This is a genomic window from Kribbella sp. NPDC026596, assembly GCF_040638415.1.
In the GTDB taxonomy this organism is placed as follows: Bacteria; Actinomycetota; Actinomycetes; order Propionibacteriales; family Kribbellaceae; genus Kribbella.
Genome location: NZ_JBEZYF010000016.1, coordinates 102,951 through 126,350 on the forward strand (window position 1 = coordinate 102,951; position 23,400 = coordinate 126,350).

Sequence of the window (23,400 nt, forward strand, 5' to 3'; positions counted from 1 at the left end):
CGCGAGCGCGTGGTGATCTTTGGTCGCGATCCGATCGCCGATTGCTCGAGGCTTTCGCCCGCCAAGCCGGCGTCGCGGCGCACGGAGTCCGGGTGACGAGGGAGTTACGCCGGTCCCGCGAGCGCATCGTGTCGTCGCGGGAGGAGGAGCGACGCCGGATCCGGCGGGATCTGCACGACGGTGTCGGACCGGCACTGGCCGGCATCACCCTCGGTCTCGAGACGGCCGGCCGGGTGGCCCGTCGCGACCCGGGCGGGGCGTCGTCCCTGCTGCAGGAACTGCGCAGCGATGCCGCGGACTGCATCGACGAGGTACGCCGGATCGTCGCGGACCTCCGTCCGCCCGCACTGGACGCCGGACTGACCGGCGCCCTCCGTCACCGGGCCGATCTGCTCACCGAACGGTCCGGTGGCCGCCTCGTAGTCACTGTCGCCGACGATGACGGAGCAGCCGAGCTCCCGTCGGCACTCGAGGTCGCGGCGTACCGGATCGCGACCGAGGCGATGACCAACACGCTCAGGCATGCGCACGCGACCACCTGCGAGGTCGACGTACGGTACGACGGCCAACTGCTGGTGCTCCGGATCACCGACGACGGCAGCGGCGAACCACCGCGCTCAGTCGGGACCGGCCTGATCTCGATGCGGGAACGCGCCGAGGAGCTTGGCGGTGTCTGCACGGTGACCTTCCGCCCCGGCGCCGGCACGGAGGTAGGAGTATCTCTGCCGTACCACGCGAGTACGTCGTGATCCGCGTACTGGTCGCCGACGACCACCCGGTGTTCCGTCGCGGTCTGGTCGGCGTACTGACCGAGGAGCCGGGCATCGATGTCGTTGCCGAAGCTCCCGATGGGGACACCACGATCGCACTGGCCGCGGAACTGCGACCCGACGTCGTCCTGATGGACCTGCACATGGCTGGCACTGGCGGCATCGCTGCGACCCGGCGTCTCACCGCCGAGGTACCGGACGTCGCCGTACTCGTGCTCACCATGCTCGACGACGAGGAGTCGGTGCAGTCGGCCCTGCACGCGGGTGCTCGCGGCTACCTGGTGAAAGGTGCGTCCGGCGATCGCATCCTGGACGCCGTACGCGCGGTGGCCGACGGCGAAATCGTCTTCGGTGCGGACGTGGCCGGGCTGGTGCTCGGCCGGCTCACCGCGGATCGCAAGACCACGCGGACCGGGCCGTTCCCGATGCTCACCGACCGGGAGGTCGAAGTGCTGACGCTGATCGGGCTCGGCCGCTCCAACACCGAGATCGCGCGCCGCCTGGTGGTGTCGGACAAGACCGTCCGCAACCACATCACGAACATCTTCGCCAAGCTCGGCGTGGCAGATCGAGCCCAAGCCATCGTCCGCGCCCGCGACGCCGGCCTGTGCTGACGGCTAGTGCAACCAGACCACGATCCCGGTGTGTCCACTCAGCACGCTCGCGGCTCCGGCGCGCAGCGCGGCTGCAGCTCGAGCCAGGGTAAAGGAGTTGGGGTCGTAGGCGGTGGAGGTGCCTAGGCCTTCGCCGCGGTAGGAGGCGCCGGGCCAGGTGGCCGCGGTGACGTTGGTGGTGGGCTCGGCCAGTTCGGCGCCGATGACAAGGAAGTGCTGGTCCAAGTGGCTGGCGGTCACCAGGGACAACGGGTCGACCAGGGCATTGCCGGCGCTGATGATCAGATCGGGCTTGAGATTGATGGCCTCGGCGATCTTGGCGAGGTAATCGCTTGGTGCCTCAACGGTCTTGAGGCTCACCTTCTCCGTGGACGCCCAGTCCCGCACCGCGGTCACCAAGGTCTTCGTCTGCGGGTCGTCTCCGGCAGTCAGCAAGACAACCCGGTAGCCCTTGGCTGGGTGGACTCCGTCCCAGGAGCCGGGGCTCGGCGTGATGGTCGCCTCGGGGGTGGGTGGCGCGGCGGGGTCGACGAAACCCGGCCCGAGGGTGCCGACGGGGGTTGGCTCCGCGCGGGGGCGGGACCAGTCGTCGGTCGAGTCGCAGCCGGCGAGCGCGAGGACGATCGCGAGAACGCAGGCCGACCGAAGTCGCACGAGCAAGGGAGGTGATCCTTCGGCGAAGGTGGGCAGGTCGTCCCCTTCATACCTGATGCGTCACGGTCCACAGCGCCGGTACGCCCAGCGTTCGCCCGCGATCCCACAGGTGTTCACCGACTGGGTGAAGCGTGCGCAGCATGCAAGACCTCGTGCGCCGTTGCGCATACCTTTTCGCAGCGGCGACAGCACTCCTCCTGAGCGCCGTACCTGCGCAAGCTCACGGATTCAGCTCCACTGTGTACGTCGACCTGACCGCGCCGGCGAAGGGACACGTGCGAGCCGACCTCGGACTGGAGTACGACCTGCTGGTCGTATCCGCGGCGGATTACGAGAAGGACGACGCACTGTTCAAAGTGGGCACGGCCGCGTTCGACTCCGGAGACTCGGCAAAGCAGTCCGCTGCTCTGGCGGCCCACTCCGACTCGGTCATGAAGTACGTGACCCAACGGTTCGTGATCGCCGCCGGCAGCAATGCCTGTACGGCGACGCAGCAAGGCGACATCACCATCCAGCAGCGTGAAGGTGTCCCATACGCGTTCCTCGTGCTCGACTACCAATGCCCGGCAGCGGATGTCCATGAGGTCCGCAGTGGTCTGTTCCCGGACAGCGAGACCTACGTGCGTGGGACGAAGACGATCGTCACCTACGACCTCGACCTGCAGAAGGGCAGTAGTGCCCTCGACTCCGAGCACCCGTCGTTCTCCACGCACCAGTCGTTCGCCGAGCGGTTCTGGGAGTTCTTCCGGCTCGGAGCCGAGCATCTGCTCACCGGTCTCGACCACATCCTGTTCCTGCTCGCGCTCATCGCGGGGTCGCGCCGGCTGCGCGAGATAGTGCTGGCGGCAACGACCTTCACCCTCGCCCACTCGGTCACCTTCATCCTTGCGGCGCTTGGCGTCGTGCACGTGTCACCGTCGTTCATCGAGCCGGTCATCGCGCTCTCGATCGCGGTCGTCGCCTGCTGGCACCTGTGGCGGATCTGGCGGCGCGGACGGCTCGCAACGGACCTCGCGACGAGCAGTCGAAGTCATGTGAGCCTGGACCGGGCCGGCTGGACCCGACTGGGGGTCGTGTTCTGTTTCGGCCTCGTGCACGGTGTCGGCTTCGCCGGTGCGCTCGGGATCCAGCAGGCCTGGTCGTGGACCCTGCTGTGGTCTCTGCTCGTGTTCAACGTGGGCATCGAGACCGTGCAGCTCACTCTCATCGCGATCACCTTCCCACTGCTCATGCTGCTCAGGCGGAAAGCACCGTCCGTAGCGCTGTGGGTCACCGGGGTGATCGCCGCCGGAGTGACGGTCGCCGGACTGGTGTGGTTCGTACAGCGGCTCTAGCGCGATCGGTAAACCGGCGTTCACTTCTACTCCACCACGCGGGTGGAGATTCTCCGATGGGCCTGCAGGCCCAACTCGTCACCATTAACGGACGGACACTTGATGAAGCTCATCAACTGGGCACGGACCAGTCTGGCCGCGTGCGTCACCGTGGCGGTTGTCGGTACCGCCACCGCGTTCGGAGGCGTGGGCGTCGCCCAGGCCGCCGCCAGCGCAACCCCTACCGGCATCGTTCTCGGAGTCGGCGCGAAGGAGTCGCAGCGCGTCGTCAGCTGGTACGCCCCGGCCGGCTCTGCACAGGTGGTGCAGGTCGCTCCCACCAACCGGCTGAGCCACGGCAACTTCCCGTGGAACGCGACCACCTTCCCGGCCACGGTCGCGGCGAACAGCGTGAACGGCGGTTTCAACGGCCACGCGACGATCGACGGTCTGCGTGAGCACACGTCGTACTCTTACCGCGTCGGTACGGCGGGCAGTTGGTCGCCGACGTACTCGTTCAAGACGCAGGACTTCGACGGCAACTTCAACTTCCTGTTCTTCGGCGACCCGCAGATCGGTTCGTCCGGCGACGTCGCGAAGGACGGTGCCGGCTGGCTGGACACCCTGAACGTCGCGCTCGCCGCGAACCCGAAGGCCGAACTGCTGGTCTCGGGTGGTGACCAGGTCGAGTCCGCGAACACCGAGGCGCAGTGGGACGCGTTCCTGGCGCCCGACAAGCTCCGGCAGTACCCGTGGGCCGCGACCATCGGTAACCACGACGTCGGCGGCAAGGCCTACGAACAGCACTTCTGGACCCCGAACACCGACCGCTCGGCCGGCTTCTACCGCGGCAACCCGAGCACGGAGTCCGGCGGCGACTACTGGTACCTCTACAAGGACGTGCTGTTCATCGACCTGAACAGCAACGCCTACGCCAACAACGCGGACGCGGCGCACATCGACTACGTGTCCAAGGTGATCAAGGCGCACGGTGCCAAGGCGAAGTACACCGTGCTCGTGTACCACCACTCGATCTACTCGCCGGCCGACCACGCCAACGACGCCGACAACCAGCAGCGCCGGCAGGACTTCCCGACCGCGTTCTCGAAGCTCGGTGTCGACCTGGTGCTGCAGGGTCACGACCACAGCTACTCGCGCAGCTACGTGATCAAGAACGGCAAGAAGGCGAACCCGGCCGAGGAGCCGGGTGCGGCTCAGGTGGTGCAGGGGCCGGGCGGCGTCATCTACGTGACGGCCGACTCCGCGTCCGGTTCGAAGTACTACGACCTGACCGCTCCGGACACCACCAAGGACCCGAACTACGGTCCGGACCCGCTGAACCCGAAGAACCACTGGGCCAACTCGGTCGAGAACCAGGAGCACGTCCGTACCTACGTCAAGGTCGAGGTACGCAACGACAAGCTTGTGGTCGAGAACGTCCGCAGTGGCACGTGTGCCGCTCCGAACGCGGCGGTCGAGCGCGGCAACGTGTCCTGGTGCGGCCCGAACAGCGGCGCCAGCCCGGCCAAGCCGGTCGGCTCGCTGGTCGACAAGGTCACCATCCGTCCGTACAACGCCCACGGTCACGGGGACTCGAACCCGGGTCACCACGACTGGTCGGTCAGCAAGAACGAGAAGGGTGTCACGACGCTCACCGATGTGAGCTGATCACCTGATCAAGGGGGTGGGCGTCAGGAGGCGCCCGCCCCCTGCCTTGCATGAGAGAACTTGCACGAGAGAAGGGAACGTACGACGACATGCGCGGAGTACTCGCGGCATTGTTGGTAGCGCTCACCGTGGTCGCCAGTGGCGGCACCCCAGAGCTGACGACGACGTTCCCTGGACGGTGAGCACCGCGGCCAACAGCTTCGGCGCGGACCGGCCGAACTACAGCTACACCGTGAACCCTGGCGGCCAGGTCGAGGACGGTCTCGTCGTCGCCAACAGTGGCAAGACGCCGCTCACCTTGGCCGTGTACGCCGCGGATGGGTTCACCACCGATGCCGGCAAGCTCGACCTCCTCACCAACGACGACAAGTCGACAAGTGTGGGGACCTGGGTTCGCACTGCGCAGGGTCAAGTGACTGTCCCACCGGGGAAGTCCATCCAAGTGCCGTTCACTCTCACCGTTCCAGCGGATGCGACGCCGGGCGACCACATGGGCGGCATCATCACCTCGCTGACGAACCACAGGCTCGCCATTCGCATCCGTATCCAAGTGAGTGGTGAGCTCAAGCCGAGCATGTCGGTCGACGACGCGCACCTGCGCTACTCCGGCAAGGGTGACGCCACCCTGACCTACACAGTCCGCAACACCGGCAACACCATCCTCGCGGCCAGGCCGACGACCGCCGTGTCAGCCCTCTTCAAGGCTGCCGACGCGAACACGGCCGCTGACACACCTCAGCTGCTGCCGGGGGAGACCTGGAAAGTCAGTACGACGGTCCACGGCGTCACCCCGATACTCCGGCTGACCGGCAAGGTCACTCTTCTCCCACTGCTCATGGACGCGGCCGGCTCGACCGGAACGCTGGACACCATCACGACCACCACACACACCTGGACATTTCCCTGGATGCTGCTAGTGCTCCTGGTCGTTCTTGCTGTGCTCGTCTTTGGTGCGTATCGATTGGTCAAGCGGACCTGAAGTGGTCTCCTCTGCGGAGAGCGGTCTGCGGGTGGAACTGGTTGTTGACGCTGGTGTTCCGGAGGAGGACCGCGGACGTGGTCAGGCCCGGGTCGAACTCGCTGGCGTCGAGCTGGGGCCGGTTCTGGATCTGCAGGTGCAGGTGTGGTTCGTCGGTGTTGCCTGAGTTGCCGACCTGAGCGATGGGCTGACCAGCGCGCACCCGGTCGCCGACCGAGACCTGCAAGCTGTTCTGCCGCAGATGGGCGAGTACGACGTACCTGCCGTCGCCGATGTCGACGACCAGCTGGTTGCCCTCCGGGTGGTCGAGGTCAACGGTTCCGACGGGCTCGTCCCGGAGCGTGCCGGTGGCTGCCGTGATCACGCCGTCGCCAGGGGCCAGCACCGTCAGGATCGCAGCTGCCGGTAGCACGATCATGCCGGCGACGAAGATCGGATAGGCGTTGCCGAAGTCCGCACGCAGTACGTCGTACGTACCCGGCAGGACGGTCAGTGCGACGAGAGTCCAGAACACCAGGTGGATGACGGACAGCCGACGGCCGGAGCCGGTCCGTCGCTGCCGCAAGGCGTCGGCGATCGCTGTGTACCTCTCGCCCACAGTCGTGACCCGACCAGCGGGATGCCCCGTGTGTTGAGCGAGGCAAGGGTTAGTCGCTGAGTCATGCCCAAAGTCTTACCGGACCCAGATCGAGCATGGCGGTCGAAACGGGGCTGATACTGGTCGGATGGGGGTTGTTGAAGCTAGAGAGGCTTATGAGGCGCGGGCCTGGGGGCGGGCATATGAGTTGTTCAGCGCTGCCGATGGTCTGACTGCCGACGACCTCGACCGGTACGCCGTCGTCGCCATGTTGTTGGGGCGGATGGAGGACTATCACGCCATCCGGGAGCGGGCGTACGACGAGCTGCTCCAGCGAGGTGATCTGCTCGGTGCGGCCGCGGCGGCGCAGTGGACCGGGATGCAGCGGATGTTCGTCGGCGAGGTGGCGATTGCCGGTGGCTGGCTGGCCCGGGCGGCCCGGCTGGTCGAGGAGGACGGGACGGACTCGGTGCCGGCCGCCTTCTTGCGGATGGGTCAGGCCTTCGCCGCGGCCAGCCCGGAGCAGTCGGTAGCGATCAGTGCTGAGGCGGTGGCAGCCGGACATCGGCTCGGCAGCAAGGATCTGGTCGGGCTGGCGCTGCACCAGCAGGGGCTGTTCCTTCTCGAGGCCGGACTGGTGCCCGAGGGCTTGGCGAAGCTCGACGAGGCCATGGTCGAGCTGTCGTCGGGTTCGCTCTCGCCGATGGTGACCGGGATCGTGTACTGCGGCGCGATCCTCGGCTGCTGGACGGCGTACGAGATGCGGCGCGCCGAGGAGTGGACCGCCGCGATGGCGCGTTGGTGCGACTCCCAGCCGGACCTGGGCAACTTCACCGGCGAGTGCAAGGTACGGCGGGCAGAGCTCAAGCAACTGCGTGGCGCCTGGACCGACGCCCGGGCCGACCTGGCCGCGGTCAGCCCAGCGGATGTCGACGCGTGGGCATCGGGATGTGCGGCGTACGTGCGCGGGGAGCTCGACCGGCTGCAGGGACGGTTCGACTCGGCCGAAGAGAGCTTCGCCGAGGCGAGCGAACTCGGGTACGACCCGCAGCCCGGGCTGGCCATGTTGCGGCTTGCGCAAGGCAGCACTCAGGCAGCTGCGGCGATGATCAAGCGTCGGCTGGCCGAAGCACAGGACGACGCGAAACGCGTGGAGCTGCACCTGGCCGCGACGGAGATCCTGCTGGCGGTGGGTGACACCGAGTCGGCCGACGACGCAGCCTCGGGGCTGCGCGCCCTCGCGGACAAGTGCCGGACCACGCTGGTACAGGCGTCGAGTGCGCAGGCGCAGGCCATGGTCCTGCTCGCCGATCACCGGCCGGATGCCGCGTTGACACCCGCGCGGTCGGCGCTCCGGAAGTGGGTTGAGCTGCGAGCGCCGTACCAGGAGGGGCGCACCCGGCTGCTGATCGCGGACGCGTGCCGTGCGCTCGGCGACGACGAATCCGCGGACCGGGAAACCACCACCGCGCGGGTGATCTTCGAGAAGCTGGGTGCGTACACCGAGCCCACGGACCGGCTGCTCTCACCCCGCGAGATCGAAGTACTACGGCTCGTCGCCACCGGGGCCACGAACCGAGCGATCGCGGCCCAGTTGGTGCTGAGTGAACGGACGGTCGACCGGCACGTGAGCAACATCTTCACCAAGCTGGGCGTCTCGTCCCGGTCCGCGGCGACGGCGTACGGCTTCGAGCACAAGCTGGTCTGACGTACCCATTCACCCAGCGCCCGCGGTTGGGTGATTTCCCCGACGCGGCACCAGGGCCGGAATTCCTACCTTCGAAACAACCGAAGGAGGAACCATGCAGTACGAAACAGTAGTCATCGGGGCCGGCCAGGCCGGTCTGTCGGCCGGGTACCACCTCGCGCAGCGGGGTCAGCCGTTCGTGATCCTGGATGCCGCCGATCGCGTCGGCGGGTCGTGGCTCGAGCGCTGGGACTCGCTCGCGCTGTTCACGCCGGCCGGTCACGACGGGCTACCAGGAGTCAAGTTCGGGAGCGACTATCGGTTCCCGTCGCGGGACGAGATGGTGGCCTATCTGGAGCGGTACGCCGAGCAGTTCAAGCTCCCGATCCGCCTGGGGACCCACGTGGACGGGTTGTTCCGCGAAGGCGACGGCTTCCGGGTCACCGCCGGGCCGGAGTCGTTCCTCACCCGGAACGTGATCCTGGCGACCGGGTACCACCGGGTGCCGAAGACCCCTGCCTTCGCGAGTGAGTTGTCGGCCGACATCGTGCAAATGCACTCCGCCGACTACCGCAACCCAGGGCAGTTGCAGCCGGGCACTGTGCTGATCGTCGGCGCCGGGAACTCGGGAGCCGAGATCGGGATCGACGTCGCCACCGACCACAAGGTGCTGCTGTCCGGCCGCAACGTCGGCTATATCCCGATCGACACCCGCACCTGGCAGGGCAAGGTCTTCTTCCCGGTGATCTGGTGGGTGTGGGAGCACATCCTGACCGAGGAGAAGAAGCCCGGCCGCAAGATCCAGGCGGAGTCACTCGCCGGCCACAGCGAGTTCCTGATCCGGCAGAAGGAGAAGGATCTGCTTGCCGTCGGCATCGAACGGGTCGCCCGCATCGAGGCTGTGGTGGACGGACGTCCGCAGACCGAGGACGGCGTACGGCTCGATGTCGCCAGCATCATCTGGTGCACCGGGTTCACCCCCGGCTTCAGCTGGATCGATCTGCCGGGTCTGGACTCGACCGGACGCCTCGCCAGCGAGCGCGGCGCCGTGACCGGGCAACCCGGTCTCTACGTCCTCGGCCAGCAGTTCGAGTACATGTTCAACTCGCACACCGTCGGCGGAGTCGGCAAGGACGCGGCGTACGTCGTCCGCCACCTCGCCCAGCGGACGACGCGAACCGAGGCGCCCAGCGGGCTCTGAGCTACTTCACTTCGAGCTCGCCCAGTTCGGACCAGTCGTTCTGGGGGAGCTTGAAGTTGACGATGCGCGGGGTCTCGACCAGGTGCGGGGGGAGGTGCGCCTGGGCGGCCTTGAAGTGGGCCGAGGTGACGTGGGCGCTGGCGGCGTCGTCGTCGGCGAAGGCCTCGACGAGCACGTACTCGTTCGCATCGTCCAGGGAGCGGGACCAGTCGAACCAGAGGCAGCCGGACTCGCCGCGGGTGGCCGCGGTGAAGTCGGCGGTGATCGAGGCCCAGTTGTCGGCGTGTTCGGGCTTCACGCGGAACTTGGCGGTAATGAAGATCATGAGGCTAACCTCCGCTGAATCGATCGGACCGGATCGATGCTATCGGTCACCGCCCCGGTGCCGTCGTCGCAATCTGAGATCAGCGCAGGGTGAAGCCGGTCCCCACCGGGTCCCGGGGGTCGAGGGTGAAGGTGGCGGTGCCGGTGCGGTAGGCGGCGCCTTCCACCTCGGTGATGACCCCCGCGGCGGTCTCCTCGACCACGCGGCCCAGGAATGTGGTGCCGACGATGGAGTCGTGGTGCAACACCTGCCCGGGACCCAGCAGGCCCTCATCGTGGAGCAGCGCGAGCCGGGCCGACGTACCGGAGCCGCAGGGGGAGCGGTCGGCCTCGCCGTCGGCGAAGATGGTGAGGTTGCGCTGGTGCGGATTGCCGTCCACGGAGCCTAGGTCGTCGTACAGGATCGTTCCGTAGAGGCCGCTCAGCCGGGGATCCGTGGGGTGGACGGCCACCGAGTTGAGCGCCCATTTGATCTCGCGCCCGATCGCGACGAGCTCGGAGTACGACGAGGGCTGCACCGCGAGCCCGACCGACGACGCCGGGACCGAGGCGTAGAAGGCTCCGCCGAAGCTGATGTCCGCCACCACCTCACCCCGTGAGGTGGACACCGGCACCGCACGATCCACGACGTACGACGGAACGTTGCGAAAGGCAACGCCCGTGACGGCGCCGCCGGAACAGGTGACCCGGGCAACGACCCTGCCGGACGGCACGTCGATCACCACGTCGGTGGCGCCGTCGGCCGCGGCCGGAACGAGCCCGGTCTCCACGGCCCAGGTCCCGAGCGCGATCGTCCCGTGCCCGCACGCGGTCGAGTAGCCGTCCTTGTGCCAGAACAGTACGCCGAAGTCCGCGCCGTCATCGTTGCCCGGGACAACGAAGCAGCCGTACATGTCCGCATGGCCACGCGGTTCGTTCACCAGCAGACGACGAACCGCGTCGATCGAGCCGGACGACTGGGCCGCGACCCGGCGGTCGGGCACCGACGCACCAGGGACGTCCACGGAGGTCACGATCCGGAAGGGTTCACCGGCCGTGTGGTAGTCGACGACGCTCACCGCGTCCATGGTCAGAACCCCAGTTGCTGTCGGAGCGACTCGAGCGTGTGCGCGGACTCCAGCGTCCGCTCGGTGTCCGCCGCCGCGACCGCCTGGGCCAAGGCGTCGGTGGTCACGATGGTGGTCAGCACCTCGGCGGTGATCCCGGTGACCGTGTTCGGGACGTGGATCGCCACCGTCACGTCGTCCGCCAGCCGCTCGGCGATGAGTTGCTCGCTGAGCAGGATGATGCCGGCGCCGACCGCGCGGGCCCGGTCGATCACGATCTCCGCGTCGATCACGAGCCGCCCGGGGGCGATCACGATCACCACGTCGTCGGAGCCGACGGCGAGCAGGTCGTCGGCCAGGCGGAACCCGGCCGTCTGGATGCAGCGGCTGCGGAGTCCGAACCGGCGCAGCTTCAGCGTCAGGTGCTCCGCGGCGACGTAGTTGGCGCCGAACCCGTACGTCGCCACCTCCCGCGCGTCGAGCACCAGCCGGACCGCTTCCCGGAACCCGTCCATCGACATGTGCTGATTGAGGTACTCGATCCGCTCGATCGCCTCGGTGATCACCTGGTCCCACACGTGCTTGGGGTCTCCGCCGGTGGCTTCCATCCGGCTTCGCAGGCGTTCCTCCCGACGGCTCTGGTGCTGGAACGGCGTTGCGACCAGATCCTTCAGCTCGGCCAGGCCGGCGTACCCGAGGGACTGCAGCGTCCGGATCACGGTCGCGTTGCTGGTCTTGCTCGCCTGACCGAGTTCCTGGGCGGACAGGTAGAGCAGTCGCTCCGGCGAGATCTCCGACAGCGACCGGCAGACCGCGCGGGACGCGGGCGTGAACTCGTCCCAGTGCTCCCGGATCCGGCGGCGGAGCTCAGCGAGCGCAGGATTCTTCGTAACCCCTGTTACCTCATCGGCCATATGTGTATCATCCGTTCCCATCGCCCTGTAACAAATCATCCAGCGCAACCCTGATCTGTAACACATCGTAAGGGAAGCGGATCTGCGCTGAGAGCCGCCGTTCACCATCACCCGAAGGACGTTCATGACGGATACCTCGACCTTCTACCAGCGTGGCGCGACGCCGATCTTCGCGTCCCAGGCGGATCAGCGGCTGCACTACTGCCTGTACGTACCGCAGCGGCTGACCGACGACGACCAGGCGCCGCTGGTGGTGGTGCAGCACGGCACGGCCCGGTCGGCGACGAACTACCGCAACCAGCTGAAGGACTTCGCCGAGGACCAGGGCGTGGTGATCCTGACGCCGATCTTCCCCGCGGGGCTGGTGGATCCGACGGACCTGCACAACTTCAAGTTCATCGAGTACCAGGGGATCAGGTTCGACCGGATGCTGCTGGCGATCGTGGACGAGGTCGCTTCCCGGTACCCGGTGGCGGCCGAGCAGTTCTACCTGCACGGGTTCTCCGGCGGCGGGCAGTTCACGCACCGCTTCCTCTACCTGCATCCGGAGCGCCTGGCCGCTGTATCGATCGGCGCGCCCGGGCGGATCACCCAGCTGGACGACACGTTGCCGTGGTGGCTGGGGACGAAGGGGTTCGAGGAGAAGTTCGGGCAATCGATCGACTTCGACGCGCTCCGCAAGGTGCCGATCCAGCTCGTCGTCGGCACTGAGGACGTGGAGAGTTGGGAGATCATGAACCCCGGTGAGTCCAACTGGATGGATGGCGCCGAGCTCACCGGCAGCACGCGGATCGAGCGGCTTCGCACTTTGGAGAAGAACTACCGGTCGCACGGGCTGGACATCACGTTCGACCTGGTCGAGGGTGCCGCTCACTCGGGCCGCAAGATCCTGCCGACGGTGGAACGCTTCCTCACGGACCAGCTCAAGAACCGGTAAAGAAAGAAATGAAAGGGCGGGGTTGAGGAGTCAGCCGGTAAGGCCCAAGTAGGTGAGTACGGCGAGGACTCGGCGGTTGCTCGTGTCGTCGTCGGTGAGGCCGAGCTTGGTGAACAGCGAGGTGGTGTGCTTGCCGATGGCGCTCTCGCTGAGGAACAGCCGTTGCCGGATGGCCTGGTTGGACAGGCCTTCGGCCATCAGGCCGAGGACGTCGTGCTCGCGCTCGGTGAGGCGGTCGAGCCGCTTGTTCGCCGTACCGTTGGAGAGCAGTTTGGAGATGACGGCCGGATCCATCGCGGTACCGCCGGCGGCGACCCGTTCCAGCGCGTCGATGAACTGATCGGCCTCGAAGACGCTCTCCTTGAGCAGGTAGCCGACGCCACTGGCGCCGTCGGTCAGGAGCTCGCGGGCGTACAGCTGCTCGACGTGCTGGGACAGGATCAGAACCGGCAGGCCGGGCACCTCGCGGCGTGCGGCGAGGGCGGCCCGCAGCCCCTCGTCCGACTGCGTCGGTGGCATCCGGACGTCGATGATCGACACGTCCGGCCGCCACTTCAGCAGCGCGTCAAGGGTCTCGGGCCCGGTGGTCGCCGTCGCCACGACCTCGTGTCCGTAGGCCTCGATCAGGCGAACCATCCCGTCCCGCAGCAGGTAGAGGTCTTCGGCTACAAGGATTCGCATGGCATCGTCATCCTCGCACGCGTCGGCCCACCGAGCGGGCTGGTGATCTCCAGCGACCCGTCGAAGGCCGCGAGCCGCCGGCGCAGCCCGCCGAGCCCGCCCGCCGGATTCACCTCGGCCCCACCCCGGCCGTTGTCCTCGACCGTGGCCACGATGCCGGTGCTGTCGGCAACGATCGTGATCTGCGCCTGGGACGCCTCGGCGTGCTTGACCGCGTTGGTGAGCAGCTCGGCGATCCCGAAGTACAGCGCGGACTCGATCGGCGGATCCAGGCGCGGCTCGCCCTCGGCGCTGACCGCCGTCTCGAGCGGACTGTCCAGGGCGAACGCTCGTACGGCGTCCACGAGCCCGCGCTCGTTCAGCACCGGTGGGTTGATCCCGCGGACCAGTTCGCGCAGCTCGGACAGCGAGGTGGCCGCGCCGACCCGGGCTTCCTTCAACAGGGCTTTGGCTTGGGCCGGGTTGGTCTCCATCAGTTTCTCCGCCGTCGCCAGCGACAGACCGAGAGCGACCAGCCGGGCCTGGGCTCCGTCATGCAGATCTCGCTCGATCCGGCGGATCTCGGCAGCCTGCGCGATCGTCGCGTCCGCACGCTGCGCGGTGAGCTCCTCGACCCGGTCCGACAGGGCCATCGCCGGCGTCGGGCGCAGGAACCGTACGGCGATCGGCCCCAAGGCTCGCCACGCGTACGGCGCACTCGCAACCGCCACCACCAAGCCGACGACTCCGAGCAATGGCATCGACTGTGCGAACCCAAGGACCGCCGCGACAACGCCGGCCGGTGGAATCGCGGCGGCCAGTCCGGCCGTGACCAGCAGGATCGCGGCGAACCGCAGGTCCCGCCAGTTCGCCGGATCCGTCCAGCGCACCCGCATCGCCAGATCCTTCTCGGAATCCCGGCGACTGCGCTCGTACGAGTGACCGTTCCACCAGTAACCCGTCGACAGTTGCACCACTGTCCCGAGCTCCCGGTAGTCGGCCGGGATCACCGTGCCGGTCCATCGAGCGACGAGAGTACGGACCATCCGGCAGACCGGCCGGAGGAGCAGGAGAGTGCCGATGCCGGCCCACACAACCGGCGCGATCCAGGTCCACGGGTTCCGCCACCAGATCGCCACCACCACGGCGGAAGCCCACACGGCCGGCACCAGCACGCTGATCGCCAAGACGATGCACGCCCGGACGAACCCCACACCGGCCTTCGCTACCCACGCCATCGGAACCTCTTCCTCGCTACGGTTGGTGATTTCACTGTGCACCATTCGCGCAGCCATTTCGGCCAGATCAGCACTGAAGTAGGGCTACCCCCACCCCACTGTGTATCCAGCCGCAACCCGGCCTCCAAAACAGACGTCAGCCGCTGTGCCCGGTGGGGGCAGCAGCGGCTGGCGTTTGCTGTAGAGCGACCTGGACAAGGGGTGTCAGGCAGCTTGCGGCACGCGGTTGCGGTTCTTCGCGGCCCAGACGGCCCGGCGCAGCTTCGCCTTGTCGGGGTAGCCGGCCGCTCGGCCGATCTCGTAAACGTCGTGGCTGCGCATGTTGACCATGCCGGCGACGAACCAGACCGGGCTGCCCTCGGCCAGCATCGTGATGATCAGGTTCTCGGTGGTAGCGGTGGTGTTCATTCTGACCCTCTCCTTTTGGTCGCTCTTACTGATACGTCGGATCAGGCCGGCCGGAATCGACACCACCTCGACAAGTTTTTGGCTAGTTTGGCGCGGTGACGATCACTCCGAGCGATCCGTACGCCGCCTACTCCGCCCTCCGCCTCTCCGGACCGGTCCACCGCATCGCCGGACCCGACGGAAGTCCCTCCTGGCTCGTCACCCGGTACGGCGATGTCCGCCGAGCCCTCGCCGACCCACGGCTGTCCGTCGACAAGCGGAACGCACTGCCCGGGAACTACCGCGGCCTGAGCCTCCCGCCCGCCCTCGACGCCAACCTGCTCAACCTGGATCCGCCCGACCACACCCGCATCCGGACCCTGGTCACCCGAGCCTTCACACCGGCTCGCGTCGTCGCGCTGGCCGATCCGATCCGTCGTACGGCGCGCGCTCTGCTGGAACCCGTCGTACGAGAGGGCCGGGCCGACCTGGTCGCGGAGTATGCGGCACCACTGCCGATCACCGTGATCTGCGATCTGCTCGGCGTACCGGAGGAGATTCGGACCGACTTTCGGGCCTGGACCGACACCATCCTCGCGCCGCCCGGTCCGGACGAGGCGCGGGCCGCGATCGGCGCGATGCTGCAGTTCTTCGGCGACTTGATCAAGAGCAAGCGGTCGACGCCCGGCGACGATCTGGTCAGTGATCTGATCGCCGCGCGGGACGACGCCGACCGGCTGACCAACGACGAGCTGACGTCACTCGTCTTCCTGATCCTCTTCGCCGGCTACGAGAACGTCGTACACCTCATCGGCAACGCGACACTCGCACTGCTCGACGACCCGGCACTGTGGGAGCAGTTGCTGCGGGACCGGTCGCTGCTGCCGGGCGCCGTCGAGGAGCTGATGCGGTACGACGGACCCGCGCCGCTCGCGATCAGGCGGTTTCCGGTCGAGGACGTGGAGATCGGTGGTGTGGTGATCCCGGCGGGGGAGACCGTGCTGCTCGGGCTGTCGTCGGCGAACCGTGACGCGGAGCGGTTCGCCGATCCGGACCGAGTGGACTTCGATCGCGTGGCCGGCGGCCATCTCGCGCTCGGTCACGGCATCCACTATTGCGTCGGTGCGCCGCTGGCCCGCCTCGAGGTCGCCATCGCGCTGGAGGCGCTGCTCGACCACACTCCCTCGTTGTCGCTCGCCGTACCGCGGTCCGAGCTGCGCTGGCGCGACACGATCCGTACGCGCGGTCTGCTCGAGCTCCCGGTGATGACGAAAACAGAGCGCCCCGATCAATGATCGGGGCGCTTGTCCGTGTGGGTCCCGGGGGGAGTGGGACCACCACACGTTGGGGGGGACTTTGACGTTAACAAGGCCAGGGGGTCATCGGCGAACTCATCCGTCGAACGGTGCCAACTCTGCGCTCAGCGGCTGGTTCGCTTCCGGTACAACGAAGTAGCGAGAGTGACCGAGAACAGGAGTAGACCACAACACCACGCGAGCGCGATCCAGCCGTTGTTTCCCAGCGGCGTTCCGATCAGCAGGCTGCGCACGGTCTCGATCACCGGCGTGATCGGCTGGTGCTCACTGATCGGCCGCAACCACGACGGCATCGTCTCGGGCCGGACGAACGCGCTGCTCAGGTACGGCAGGAACAGCATGAAGAAACTCAGTGTGCTGGCCGACTCGACCGACTTCGCGATGACGCCGAGACCCGCCGCGAGCCAGGAGAGCGCGAGGACGTAGAGCAGTAGCAGCCCGATCGTGGCGAGCCAGTCGACGACGGACCCGGCCGGCCGGAATCCCATCGCCAGCGAGGCGAGGATGACGATCGCCGTCGACGCCGCGTTCCGCGCGACGCTCCCGGTGACATGCCCGGTCAGTACGGCGAAGCTGCGGATCGGCAGCGAGCGCAGCCGGTCGATCATCCCGCTGGTCATGTCGTCCGCGACCACCATCGCCGTCGACGCGGCGCCGTATCCGGTGGTGAGCAGCAGGATCCCGGGGACGACGTAGTTGATGTACTCAGTGCCGGTGTTGATCGCGCCACCGAACACGTACACGAACAGCGCCATCATCAGCAGTGGCATCAGGATCGACGCGAACAACGTGTCGACGTTCCGCCGCGCGAGCCGGACGCTGCGATCCATCATCGTCACCGCGTCCAAGATTCCTTGAAGTGACATGTCTGCTCCTAAGCGGTCAGCGCGAGGAAGACGTCGTCGAGCGTCGGCCGGTGTGACGACACGCGCTCCGGCTGCAGCCCGTTGTCCCGGAGGACATCGAGTACGTGATGCAGGTGTGCCGCCGTACCGTCCGACGGAAGGCTCAGCACGTCCTGGCCGGCGATCCCGTCCAGTACGCCGGTTGCCTTGAGCAACTCGGGTTCGGTGCGGAAGCGGAGCTCGATCCGTTCGCCGCCGATCTGTGCTTTCAACGCGTCAGCGGTGCCGGTGGCAACGACCCGGCCGTGGTCGAGCAGCACGATCCGGTCGGCCAACCGGTCCGCCTCCTCCAGGTACTGCGTGGTCAGCAGGATCGTGGTGCCGTCGCGGACCAGGTCGCCGATCGCGTCCCACATCGTCGACCGGCTGGCCGGGTCCAGCCCGGTGGTCGGTTCGTCCAGGAAGATCACCCGCGGTCGCGCGATCAGGCTCATCGCCAGATCGAGTCGTCTCCGCATCCCGCCGGAGTACGTCTTCACTCGCCGGTTCATCGCGTCGGTCAGTCCGAACTGCTCCAGCAGTTCACCGGTCCGGCGCCGGGCCGCGGGTTTGCCCAGATGCATCAGGCGTCCGACCATCACGAGGTTCTCCCGGCCGGTCTGGTTCTCGTCGACCGCGGCGTACTGCCCGGTCAGGCTGATCACTCCGCGGACCTTGGCCGGCTCGCGGAGTACGTCGTACCCGGCGATGGTGGCGTCGCCGGCATCCGGCCTGGTCAGGGTGGTCAGGATCCGCACGGTGGTGGTCTTGCCGGCGCCGTTCGGACCGAGCAGGGCGAGCACGGAACCCGCACGGACCTGCAGGTCGACGCCGGCCAGCACCTCGGTCGCGCCGAACGACTTCCGCAGTCCGGCTGCCTCGACGATCATTGTGCCCTCCTTACTGCGTATTAGATACGCTAAATAGCGTAGCAGGTACGCAATACAGCTTGACAACCCCTAAACTGATCTGGTGGACCCGGGAGAGAAGGCCGAGTTGCCGGAGTTGCCGGCCGACGTGGCGTTGATGTGGCGCCTGCGGGAGACGCCCCGGCGCGGGCCGAAGCCGTCACTGACCCTCGACGACATCGTCCGGGCCGCGATCGAGATCGCCGACGAGGAGAACGACCTGGCCGCGGTCTCGATGGCCCGGGTCGCCGAGCGGCTGGGCAACTCGACGATGGCGCTCTACCGGCATGTGAAGAGCAAGGACGACCTGCTCGTGCTGATGTCGGACGCCGCGATCGAGCGCCCCGACCCGACGCCGGCCGGGATCGACTGGCGGACCGGTCTGACGTTCTGGGCGGACAACGTGCTGACCGCGATCCGCAGACACCCGTGGTATGCGCGGATCCCGATCTCCGGCCCGCCGGCCGGCCCGAACAACCTCGCCTGGTTCGACTCCGCCCTCGCCGCGCTGCAGGACACCGGTCTGCCGGAGGAGGCGAAAGTCGGCATCGTGATGGGCCTGATCACCTACGTCCAGGGCGAGGTCCGGATGGCCTTCGATCTGGCCCGCGGGTACGCCGACAACCCGGCGGCCTTCCAGCAGTTCGGCGCCACCCTGGCGCGGGTCGCGGACCCCCGGGTCTACCCGGCGGTCGCCCGCACCGTCGAAGCCGGCGTCTTCGACGAGGTCGGCAGCTTCGAGGAAGACAACGAGGCCGACTTCGACTTCGGCCTCCAGCTCTACCTGGACGGCGTCGCCGCCTTCATCGACCGGGTGTGCCAGTCCAGCTGAATGATCGCGTCCGCTGCCGGCGCGGTGGCGGCGATCAGGCGGGCGTTGCGCTCGTCGGAACCGAAGGCTCGTTCATGGGCTTCCTCGGGTGATCGACCGTACCGGCGGTGGCGGGCCTCCAGTCGTTCGTGCCGCAGTTGTTCGGGCACTTCGACGTACCAGCACTGGTCGAGCAGCGTGCGGATGGTTGCCCAGGGCATCTCGTCGAGCAGCAGGTAGTTGCCCTCGGTCACGACCAGCGTGACCTCCGGTGCGATCCCGATACTCGCGGCGATCGAATCCTCCAGCCCACGATCGAATCGCGGCGCCCAGATCAGCTCGTCCGGGGCCTCCTTCAACCTTCTGAGCAAGGCGACGAACCCATACCCGTCGAACGTGTGCGGCGCCCCCTTCACCGCCGCCAGCCCCAACTCCTCCAACACCGACTGCGCCAGGTGATACCCATCCATCGGCACGAGCGCCACCGTGTGCCCGTCCGCAGTCAGCTTCGCCGCGAGCTGCTCGGCGTACGTCGACTTTCCCGCCGCCGGCGCCCCGGTAATCCCCAGGAGCGATCGCGAGCTGCGGGTGGCGAGGCCGACGGCACGGTCGTAGGCGGCGGCCGGATCCAGTGTGAGCACCCACCGATCCTAGGGCCGCGCGCCGCACCGGCCGCTTGTCAGGCGAGGTAGCCGTCGGGGCGGATCAGGATCTCGTCGCCGGCGGTTGCGTGGTAGTGGGCGAACGCTTCCGGGGAGCTGTACGTCGTTCCGATGTCCACGGTGTGGGGGTGGGTGGCCGGGGTGGTGGGGGAGAAGCGCAGGAGCGTCTCGTGGGGGCCGTGGAGGAGGTCGAACAAGCGGAGGTTGTTGCCTGCGGCATCGACTAGCGGAGCGTCGGGGGCGCGGTCGCCGGATGCGATCGGGCGGGTGTCCGACAGGTCGCGGTAGGAGACGTCGAGCTGGCGAGTGTTCTCGCCGCGCTCCATCGCGGACTCGTCGCCGTCGACATGCTTCTGCAGCAGGTCCTCGCTGATCCCGAGCACGCGCTTGGCGTTCGTCCGGCGCTCGGTCTCGTACGTCGCGAGTACCTCTTCACGACCGTCCGCGAGCTTCCAGCCGAGGTTGTACGCATCCTGGACGCCGGTGTTCAGGCCCTGACCTCCGGTCGGCGGGTGCACGTGCGCCGCGTCGCCGGCGATGAAGACGCGGCCGACCCGGAACCGCTCGGCCAGGCGTACGTTCGGGCGCCACACCGTCGACCAGGTCAGGTCGCGGAGCTTCGCCGTACCGGGACCGGCGTACCGATCGACCAGCTCCTGCAGGGCTTCGATCGAGGTGTCGGCGTCGTCGGTGTCGAGGGGAGCGCCGAACTGGAACTGGTCCCCACCGGAGAGCGGAGTCATCGCGATTCCGGCCATCGGGTTCTCCTTGGTCGCGAACCAGTAGCCGACCTCGTGGTCGAGCCCATCGGCCGTGACATCGCCGAGCAGCGTCCGGATCGACTCATCCGTCGTCCCCTCGAACGCGATCCCGAGGTGCTTGCGAACGAAGCTCCGGCCGCCGTCCGCGCCGACCAGGTAGTCCGCCGCGACGGTCTCGCCGGTGGAGAGCTCGGCGGTCACCGAGTCGTCGTCCTGGGCGAACCCGACGACCGCGGTGTCCAGCTCGACGGCAACGCCGTACTCGGACAGCTTGTCGCGGAGGATCTTCTCGGTGCGCGACTGGCCGAGCATCCGGGCGTTCGGGTACGGGATGTCCGGGGTGGGCTCGACAGGCTCGGCCATCCGGCGCTGGTCGACCATCGTGCTGTCGAGGTAGATCTTCATCAGCGGGATCGCGATGCTCTGCTGCAAGACCTTCTCGAGTACGCCGAGGTCCTCGAACACCTCCAGCGTCCGCGGCTGCAGTCCGTCGCCCCGCGATCCGTTGAAGAACTCGGTCGCCTTGTCGATCACGCGAACGGCGATGCCCCGCCGCGCGAGGTCGATCGCCAGCGTCAGGCCGGTCGGCCCGGCACCTGCAATCAGGACGTTCATACTGGTCTCCTTTACTGAATCATGATTCACTGAATTCGGATTCAGTGTGAACCTGGCTAGGGTTCGCTGTCAAGGAGGTTCCTGGTGACGGACGCGGTGAGCCGCCGGCAGCGGGCGGCCGGGACCGAGGTGGCGCTGAAGCAGGCCGCCCGGGAGGTGTTCGCCGAGCGCGGATACCTGAACACGAAGATCACCGACATCACCGCGGCCGCGGGCCGGGCGACGGGGTCGTTCTACAACCACTTCGCGAGCAAGGAGGAGCTGCTCGAGGCGCTCCTGAACGACATGCTCGCGGAGGCGGACGAGGCGGTGCACGACGATGCCGGCCACGACGCGGACTTCAGCAAGTTGTCAGCGGTTCGCTGGCACGTGGCGGCGTTCTGGCGGTTCTACCAGGCGCATCTGCCGGAGATGATCGCGGTGAAACAGGCCGCGATGGCCGACCCTGAGCTCGGTCGTCGGCTGCAGCAGATCATGGCCGACGACGACCAGCACATGATCGAGCACTTCTCCCACCTGCCGAACCCGCCGGCCGATCCGCTGGTCCAGATCTCCGCGATGAACGCCCTGATGGAGGGCTTCGCCTACACCTGGCTCGTGGTCAACCCACCCAACGGCCAAACAATCACCGACGAAGCCGCGATCGAAACCCTCACCAACCTCCTCCACCACGGGCTGACCGGCGGTGCACGCTAGCTCGTCATGTGCACAATGGGAGGATCTGTGGGCCCTGTTGGGGAGGCATCGTGGCCGACATCGAATCCGTGCAGCCTAAGATCCCGCTCGGTCACAAGGTGCGGGCCGCACTCGGCGCTCTGCTCGCGCTCCTGGTGATCCTGACCGGAGTCGCGATCGTCCTCGTCGTCAGTCTGAGCCGGGACGAGTCCCGGGTGAAGGACGACGTTCCGTTCGCGACGGCGATCGCCTCGGCGTCCCTGGACGCGAAGAGCGTCGCCAACGACCAGCGCGGCTTCCTGCTGACCGGCGACTCGATGTACCTGCGCGAGGCCGACCAGAGCGCGACCGCCGTACGCCGGGAGCTCGCGACCGCGGTGCGAGTAGCGACCACGGACGAGCAGCGCCGGGCGGCGAGTGCATCCAGTGCTGGATTCGAGCGCTGGTGGACCGCCACCCGCGCCGAGTTCGCGCGCTATCAGGCCGGTGACAAGCAAGCAGCCATCGCGGCGTCGGTCGGACCGGATCGAGCGTTGCGTAAGCAGTACGAGGAATCGCTGCAGCAGACCCGGAGTCTTGGCCAGACCACACTGCAGTCCGCTACCAGTTGGCTGCCCAGCTCGGCGACGAGAGCAGTCGTCATCCTGGTTGGCTGCCTGGTGGTGGCGTTGCTGGCCGGCTCTGTCATCGCGTACTGGCTGGTGCGGCAGATCTCGATGCCGCTCTTCAAGCTCGCGGCGATCCTGACGGCCGACCCACTCTGATCCGGGCTACTCGTCGGGTGGCGGGGGCTCTTCGGCGCCTTCGCGTTCGTCGCGGGCGGCCCACTCCATCAGGGTGTCGAGGGAGTAGATGTTGTCGTCGATGGTCTCGTGCAGGTCGCCCAGCTCGGCGAAGCGGGCCGGGACTGTTTCGATCGTGAAGTCCTTCGGATTGACGTCATCGATCTCGTCCCAGCGGATCGGTGTCGAGACGGTGCCTTCCGGATTCCCGCGGACCGAGTACGCGGCGGCGATCGTGTGGTCCCGTGCGTTCTGATTGAAATCGACGAACAGCTTCTTCGGATCCCGGTCCTTGCGCCACCAGGTCGTGGTCACGTCATCCGGTGCGCGCCGCTCGACTTCCCGCGCGAAGGCGAGTGCGGCCCGGCGTACGTCGGAGAATCCGTACGCCGGCTCGACGCGGACGTAGATGTGGATCCCTGAACCGCCCGACGTCTTCGGATACCCGACCGCACCCAGCTCCTCCAGAACTTCCTGCGCGGCGTGGGCGACCCGGCGGACCCGATCGAACGGGCAGTCCGGCATTGGGTCGAGGTCGATCCGCCACTCGTCCGGCTTCTCGGTGTCGGCGCGGCGCGAGTTCCACGGGTGGAACTCGACCGTCGACATCTGCACCGCCCAGGCGACGTGCGCGATCTCGGTGACGCACAGCTCGTCGGCGGTCCGGTTGTACCGCGGGAACTTCACCCGCACGGTTTCCATCCACGGTGGTGCCCCATGCGGCAGCCGCTTCTGATGCACCTTCTCGCCGGACACGCCCTCGGGGAACCGGTGCAACATGCACGGCCGCTCCCGCAACGCCCGCACGATCCCGTCGCCGACGGACAGGTAGTACTTCACCAGGTCCAGCTTCGTCTCACCCCGAGCAGGGAAGTAGACCCGATCCGGATTCGAGATCCGCACCGTGCGTTCCCCAACCTCCAGCTCGATCGCCGGAGACTTCGCCTTCCCCTTGGACTCAGCCATGACCTCAACCTAACCGCGCCCAGGGACAAACCGCACTAAGGCACGTCTCCC

At 67.6% G+C, this 23,400-nt stretch carries 26 protein-coding genes; 13 read left to right on the forward strand and 13 right to left on the reverse strand.

Annotated features, from left to right (window positions below):
• Positions 1–92: 92 nt before the first annotated feature.
• Both AB0E63_RS15995 and AB0E63_RS16000 read left to right on the forward strand, forming a co-directional pair.
• Positions 93–749 carry a sensor histidine kinase gene (locus AB0E63_RS15995; protein ID WP_360366002.1) on the forward strand — a complete coding sequence of 219 codons (657 nt, stop codon included), beginning with the start codon at positions 93–95 and terminating at the stop codon, positions 747–749.
• Positions 746–1,384, forward strand: a complete 639-nt coding sequence (locus AB0E63_RS16000; protein WP_360366004.1) for a response regulator transcription factor — start codon at positions 746–748, stop codon at positions 1,382–1,384. The genes AB0E63_RS15995 and AB0E63_RS16000 overlap by 4 nt, the downstream gene beginning before the upstream one ends.
• 3 nt (positions 1,385–1,387) lie before the next feature.
• On the opposite strand, the gene AB0E63_RS16005 is transcribed toward AB0E63_RS16000, so the two are convergent.
• On the reverse strand, positions 1,388–2,044 hold the full coding sequence (locus AB0E63_RS16005; protein ID WP_360366006.1) for a hypothetical protein: 657 nt from the start codon (positions 2,042–2,044) through the stop codon (positions 1,388–1,390).
• Positions 2,045–2,178: 134 nt separating this feature from the next.
• On the opposite strand from AB0E63_RS16005, the gene AB0E63_RS16010 reads away from it, so the two are divergent.
• From AB0E63_RS16010 to AB0E63_RS16025, 4 genes are all read left to right on the forward strand, one after another.
• Positions 2,179–3,372: a HupE/UreJ family protein gene (locus AB0E63_RS16010; RefSeq protein ID WP_360366008.1), complete on the forward strand. Its 1,194-nt coding sequence runs from the start codon at positions 2,179–2,181 to the stop codon at positions 3,370–3,372.
• Positions 3,373–3,474: 102 nt separating this feature from the next.
• Positions 3,475–5,019 (forward strand): metallophosphoesterase family protein, encoded by a 1,545-nt coding sequence (locus AB0E63_RS16015; RefSeq protein WP_360366009.1) that lies wholly within the window; start codon positions 3,475–3,477, stop codon positions 5,017–5,019.
• A gap of 50 nt (positions 5,020–5,069) precedes the next feature.
• Positions 5,070–5,201, forward strand: a complete 132-nt coding sequence (locus AB0E63_RS16020; RefSeq protein WP_360366011.1) for a hypothetical protein — start codon at positions 5,070–5,072, stop codon at positions 5,199–5,201.
• Positions 5,198–5,998 carry a DUF916 domain-containing protein gene (locus AB0E63_RS16025; RefSeq protein WP_360366013.1) on the forward strand — a complete coding sequence of 267 codons (801 nt, stop codon included), beginning with the start codon at positions 5,198–5,200 and terminating at the stop codon, positions 5,996–5,998. Before AB0E63_RS16020 ends, AB0E63_RS16025 begins: the two co-directional genes overlap by 4 nt.
• Here the strand turns inward: AB0E63_RS16025 and AB0E63_RS16030 are convergent.
• Positions 5,985–6,596, reverse strand: a complete 612-nt coding sequence (locus AB0E63_RS16030) for a M23 family metallopeptidase (RefSeq protein WP_360366014.1) — start codon at positions 6,594–6,596, stop codon at positions 5,985–5,987. The genes AB0E63_RS16025 and AB0E63_RS16030 overlap by 14 nt on opposite strands.
• 127 nt (positions 6,597–6,723) lie before the next feature.
• Between AB0E63_RS16030 and AB0E63_RS16035 the strand changes: the two genes are divergently transcribed.
• Together AB0E63_RS16035 and AB0E63_RS16040 are read left to right on the forward strand one after the other, a co-directional pair.
• A complete protein-coding gene (locus AB0E63_RS16035) occupies positions 6,724–8,283 on the forward strand; it encodes a LuxR C-terminal-related transcriptional regulator (RefSeq protein ID WP_360366016.1) in 1,560 nt (519 codons plus the stop codon).
• A 94-nt stretch (positions 8,284–8,377) separates the two neighbouring features.
• Positions 8,378–9,463: an NAD(P)-binding domain-containing protein gene (locus AB0E63_RS16040; RefSeq protein WP_360366018.1), complete on the forward strand. Its 1,086-nt coding sequence runs from the start codon at positions 8,378–8,380 to the stop codon at positions 9,461–9,463.
• A 1-nt stretch (position 9,464) separates the two neighbouring features.
• On the opposite strand, the gene AB0E63_RS16045 is transcribed toward AB0E63_RS16040, so the two are convergent.
• The 3 genes from AB0E63_RS16045 to AB0E63_RS16055 all read right to left on the reverse strand — a co-directional run bounded on the left by AB0E63_RS16045 (position 9,465) and on the right by AB0E63_RS16055 (position 11,747).
• Positions 9,465–9,788 (reverse strand): putative quinol monooxygenase, encoded by a 324-nt coding sequence (locus tag AB0E63_RS16045; protein ID WP_360366020.1) that lies wholly within the window; start codon positions 9,786–9,788, stop codon positions 9,465–9,467.
• A gap of 79 nt (positions 9,789–9,867) precedes the next feature.
• The gene (locus AB0E63_RS16050; protein WP_360366022.1) at positions 9,868–10,854 is read right to left on the reverse strand and encodes a proline racemase family protein; all 987 of its coding nucleotides are present in this window, start codon (positions 10,852–10,854) and stop codon (positions 9,868–9,870) included.
• A 2-nt stretch (positions 10,855–10,856) separates the two neighbouring features.
• The gene (locus AB0E63_RS16055) at positions 10,857–11,747 is read right to left on the reverse strand and encodes a MurR/RpiR family transcriptional regulator (protein WP_360366024.1); all 891 of its coding nucleotides are present in this window, start codon (positions 11,745–11,747) and stop codon (positions 10,857–10,859) included.
• A gap of 124 nt (positions 11,748–11,871) precedes the next feature.
• Here AB0E63_RS16055 and AB0E63_RS16060 point away from each other — a divergent pair, with 124 nt between their 5' ends.
• A complete protein-coding gene (locus tag AB0E63_RS16060; RefSeq protein ID WP_360366026.1) occupies positions 11,872–12,684 on the forward strand; it encodes a PHB depolymerase family esterase in 813 nt (270 codons plus the stop codon).
• A 30-nt stretch (positions 12,685–12,714) separates the two neighbouring features.
• Here the strand turns inward: AB0E63_RS16060 and AB0E63_RS16065 are convergent, their stop codons facing one another.
• The 3 genes from AB0E63_RS16065 to AB0E63_RS16075 form a co-directional block, all read right to left on the reverse strand.
• Positions 12,715–13,365, reverse strand: a complete 651-nt coding sequence (locus tag AB0E63_RS16065) for a response regulator transcription factor (protein WP_360366028.1) — start codon at positions 13,363–13,365, stop codon at positions 12,715–12,717.
• Entirely contained in the window at positions 13,350–14,582 is a 1,233-nt protein-coding gene (locus tag AB0E63_RS16070; RefSeq protein ID WP_360366030.1) for a histidine kinase, read from the reverse strand. The genes AB0E63_RS16065 and AB0E63_RS16070 overlap by 16 nt, the downstream gene beginning before the upstream one ends.
• 204 nt (positions 14,583–14,786) lie before the next feature.
• A complete protein-coding gene (locus AB0E63_RS16075; protein WP_360366032.1) occupies positions 14,787–14,990 on the reverse strand; it encodes a hypothetical protein in 204 nt (67 codons plus the stop codon).
• A 95-nt stretch (positions 14,991–15,085) separates the two neighbouring features.
• Here AB0E63_RS16075 and AB0E63_RS16080 point away from each other — a divergent pair, with 95 nt between their 5' ends.
• Positions 15,086–16,264 (forward strand): cytochrome P450, encoded by a 1,179-nt coding sequence (locus AB0E63_RS16080; protein WP_360366034.1) that lies wholly within the window; start codon positions 15,086–15,088, stop codon positions 16,262–16,264.
• 125 nt (positions 16,265–16,389) lie between these two features.
• Here the strand turns inward: AB0E63_RS16080 and AB0E63_RS16085 are convergent, their stop codons facing one another.
• Both AB0E63_RS16085 and AB0E63_RS16090 read right to left on the reverse strand, forming a co-directional pair.
• Positions 16,390–17,151, reverse strand: coding sequence for an ABC transporter permease (locus AB0E63_RS16085; RefSeq protein ID WP_360366036.1), 762 nt, complete (start codon positions 17,149–17,151; stop codon positions 16,390–16,392).
• Positions 17,152–17,159: 8 nt separating this feature from the next.
• Positions 17,160–18,059, reverse strand: coding sequence for an ATP-binding cassette domain-containing protein (locus AB0E63_RS16090; protein WP_360366038.1), 900 nt, complete (start codon positions 18,057–18,059; stop codon positions 17,160–17,162).
• Positions 18,060–18,141: 82 nt separating this feature from the next.
• Between AB0E63_RS16090 and AB0E63_RS16095 the strand changes: the two genes are divergently transcribed.
• Complete coding sequence (locus AB0E63_RS16095) at positions 18,142–18,909, forward strand: TetR/AcrR family transcriptional regulator (RefSeq protein ID WP_360366040.1); 768 nt, start codon at positions 18,142–18,144, stop codon at positions 18,907–18,909.
• On the opposite strand, the gene AB0E63_RS16100 is transcribed toward AB0E63_RS16095, so the two are convergent.
• Both AB0E63_RS16100 and AB0E63_RS16105 read right to left on the reverse strand, forming a co-directional pair.
• Positions 18,858–19,529: a nucleoside/nucleotide kinase family protein gene (locus AB0E63_RS16100; protein ID WP_360366042.1), complete on the reverse strand. Its 672-nt coding sequence runs from the start codon at positions 19,527–19,529 to the stop codon at positions 18,858–18,860. The genes AB0E63_RS16095 and AB0E63_RS16100 overlap by 52 nt on opposite strands.
• Before the next feature lie 38 nt (positions 19,530–19,567).
• Entirely contained in the window at positions 19,568–20,926 is a 1,359-nt protein-coding gene (locus tag AB0E63_RS16105; RefSeq protein WP_360366044.1) for an FAD-dependent monooxygenase, read from the reverse strand.
• Between the two features lie 84 nt (positions 20,927–21,010).
• On the opposite strand from AB0E63_RS16105, the gene AB0E63_RS16110 reads away from it, so the two are divergent.
• Together AB0E63_RS16110 and AB0E63_RS16115 are read left to right on the forward strand one after the other, a co-directional pair.
• Entirely contained in the window at positions 21,011–21,622 is a 612-nt protein-coding gene (locus AB0E63_RS16110) for a TetR/AcrR family transcriptional regulator (RefSeq protein WP_360366046.1), read from the forward strand.
• Positions 21,623–21,672: 50 nt separating this feature from the next.
• Positions 21,673–22,365, forward strand: coding sequence for a CHASE3 domain-containing protein (locus AB0E63_RS16115; RefSeq protein ID WP_360366048.1), 693 nt, complete (start codon positions 21,673–21,675; stop codon positions 22,363–22,365).
• Between the two features lie 6 nt (positions 22,366–22,371).
• Here the strand turns inward: AB0E63_RS16115 and ligD are convergent, their stop codons facing one another.
• Positions 22,372–23,349 (reverse strand): non-homologous end-joining DNA ligase, encoded by a 978-nt coding sequence (gene ligD, locus AB0E63_RS16120; RefSeq protein WP_360366050.1) that lies wholly within the window; start codon positions 23,347–23,349, stop codon positions 22,372–22,374.
• Between the last annotated feature and the right edge of the window lie 51 nt (positions 23,350–23,400).

Excerpts from the sequence above, each read along its gene's own strand:
- AB0E63_RS16010 (WP_360366008.1), top strand. The coding sequence starts at position 2,179 with ATGCAAGACCTCGTGCGCCGTTGCGCATACCTTTTCGCAGCGGCGACA.
- AB0E63_RS16015 (WP_360366009.1), top strand. The coding sequence starts at position 3,475 with ATGAAGCTCATCAACTGGGCACGGACCAGTCTGGCCGCGTGCGTCACC.
- AB0E63_RS16020 (WP_360366011.1), top strand. The coding sequence starts at position 5,070 with ATGAGAGAACTTGCACGAGAGAAGGGAACGTACGACGACATGCGCGGA.
- AB0E63_RS16035 (WP_360366016.1), top strand. The coding sequence starts at position 6,724 with ATGGGGGTTGTTGAAGCTAGAGAGGCTTATGAGGCGCGGGCCTGGGGG.
- AB0E63_RS16040 (WP_360366018.1), top strand. The coding sequence starts at position 8,378 with ATGCAGTACGAAACAGTAGTCATCGGGGCCGGCCAGGCCGGTCTGTCG.
- AB0E63_RS16045 (WP_360366020.1), bottom strand. The coding sequence starts at position 9,788 with ATGATCTTCATTACCGCCAAGTTCCGCGTGAAGCCCGAACACGCCGAC.
- AB0E63_RS16050 (WP_360366022.1), bottom strand. The coding sequence starts at position 10,854 with ATGGACGCGGTGAGCGTCGTCGACTACCACACGGCCGGTGAACCCTTC.
- AB0E63_RS16055 (WP_360366024.1), bottom strand. The coding sequence starts at position 11,747 with ATGGCCGATGAGGTAACAGGGGTTACGAAGAATCCTGCGCTCGCTGAG.
- AB0E63_RS16060 (WP_360366026.1), top strand. The coding sequence starts at position 11,872 with ATGACGGATACCTCGACCTTCTACCAGCGTGGCGCGACGCCGATCTTC.
- AB0E63_RS16065 (WP_360366028.1), bottom strand. The coding sequence starts at position 13,365 with ATGCGAATCCTTGTAGCCGAAGACCTCTACCTGCTGCGGGACGGGATG.
- AB0E63_RS16070 (WP_360366030.1), bottom strand. The coding sequence starts at position 14,582 with ATGGCGTGGGTAGCGAAGGCCGGTGTGGGGTTCGTCCGGGCGTGCATC.
- AB0E63_RS16075 (WP_360366032.1), bottom strand. The coding sequence starts at position 14,990 with ATGAACACCACCGCTACCACCGAGAACCTGATCATCACGATGCTGGCC.
- AB0E63_RS16085 (WP_360366036.1), bottom strand. The coding sequence starts at position 17,151 with ATGTCACTTCAAGGAATCTTGGACGCGGTGACGATGATGGATCGCAGC.
- AB0E63_RS16090 (WP_360366038.1), bottom strand. The coding sequence starts at position 18,059 with ATGATCGTCGAGGCAGCCGGACTGCGGAAGTCGTTCGGCGCGACCGAG.
- AB0E63_RS16105 (WP_360366044.1), bottom strand. The coding sequence starts at position 20,926 with ATGAACGTCCTGATTGCAGGTGCCGGGCCGACCGGCCTGACGCTGGCG.
- ligD (WP_360366050.1), bottom strand. The coding sequence starts at position 23,349 with ATGGCTGAGTCCAAGGGGAAGGCGAAGTCTCCGGCGATCGAGCTGGAG.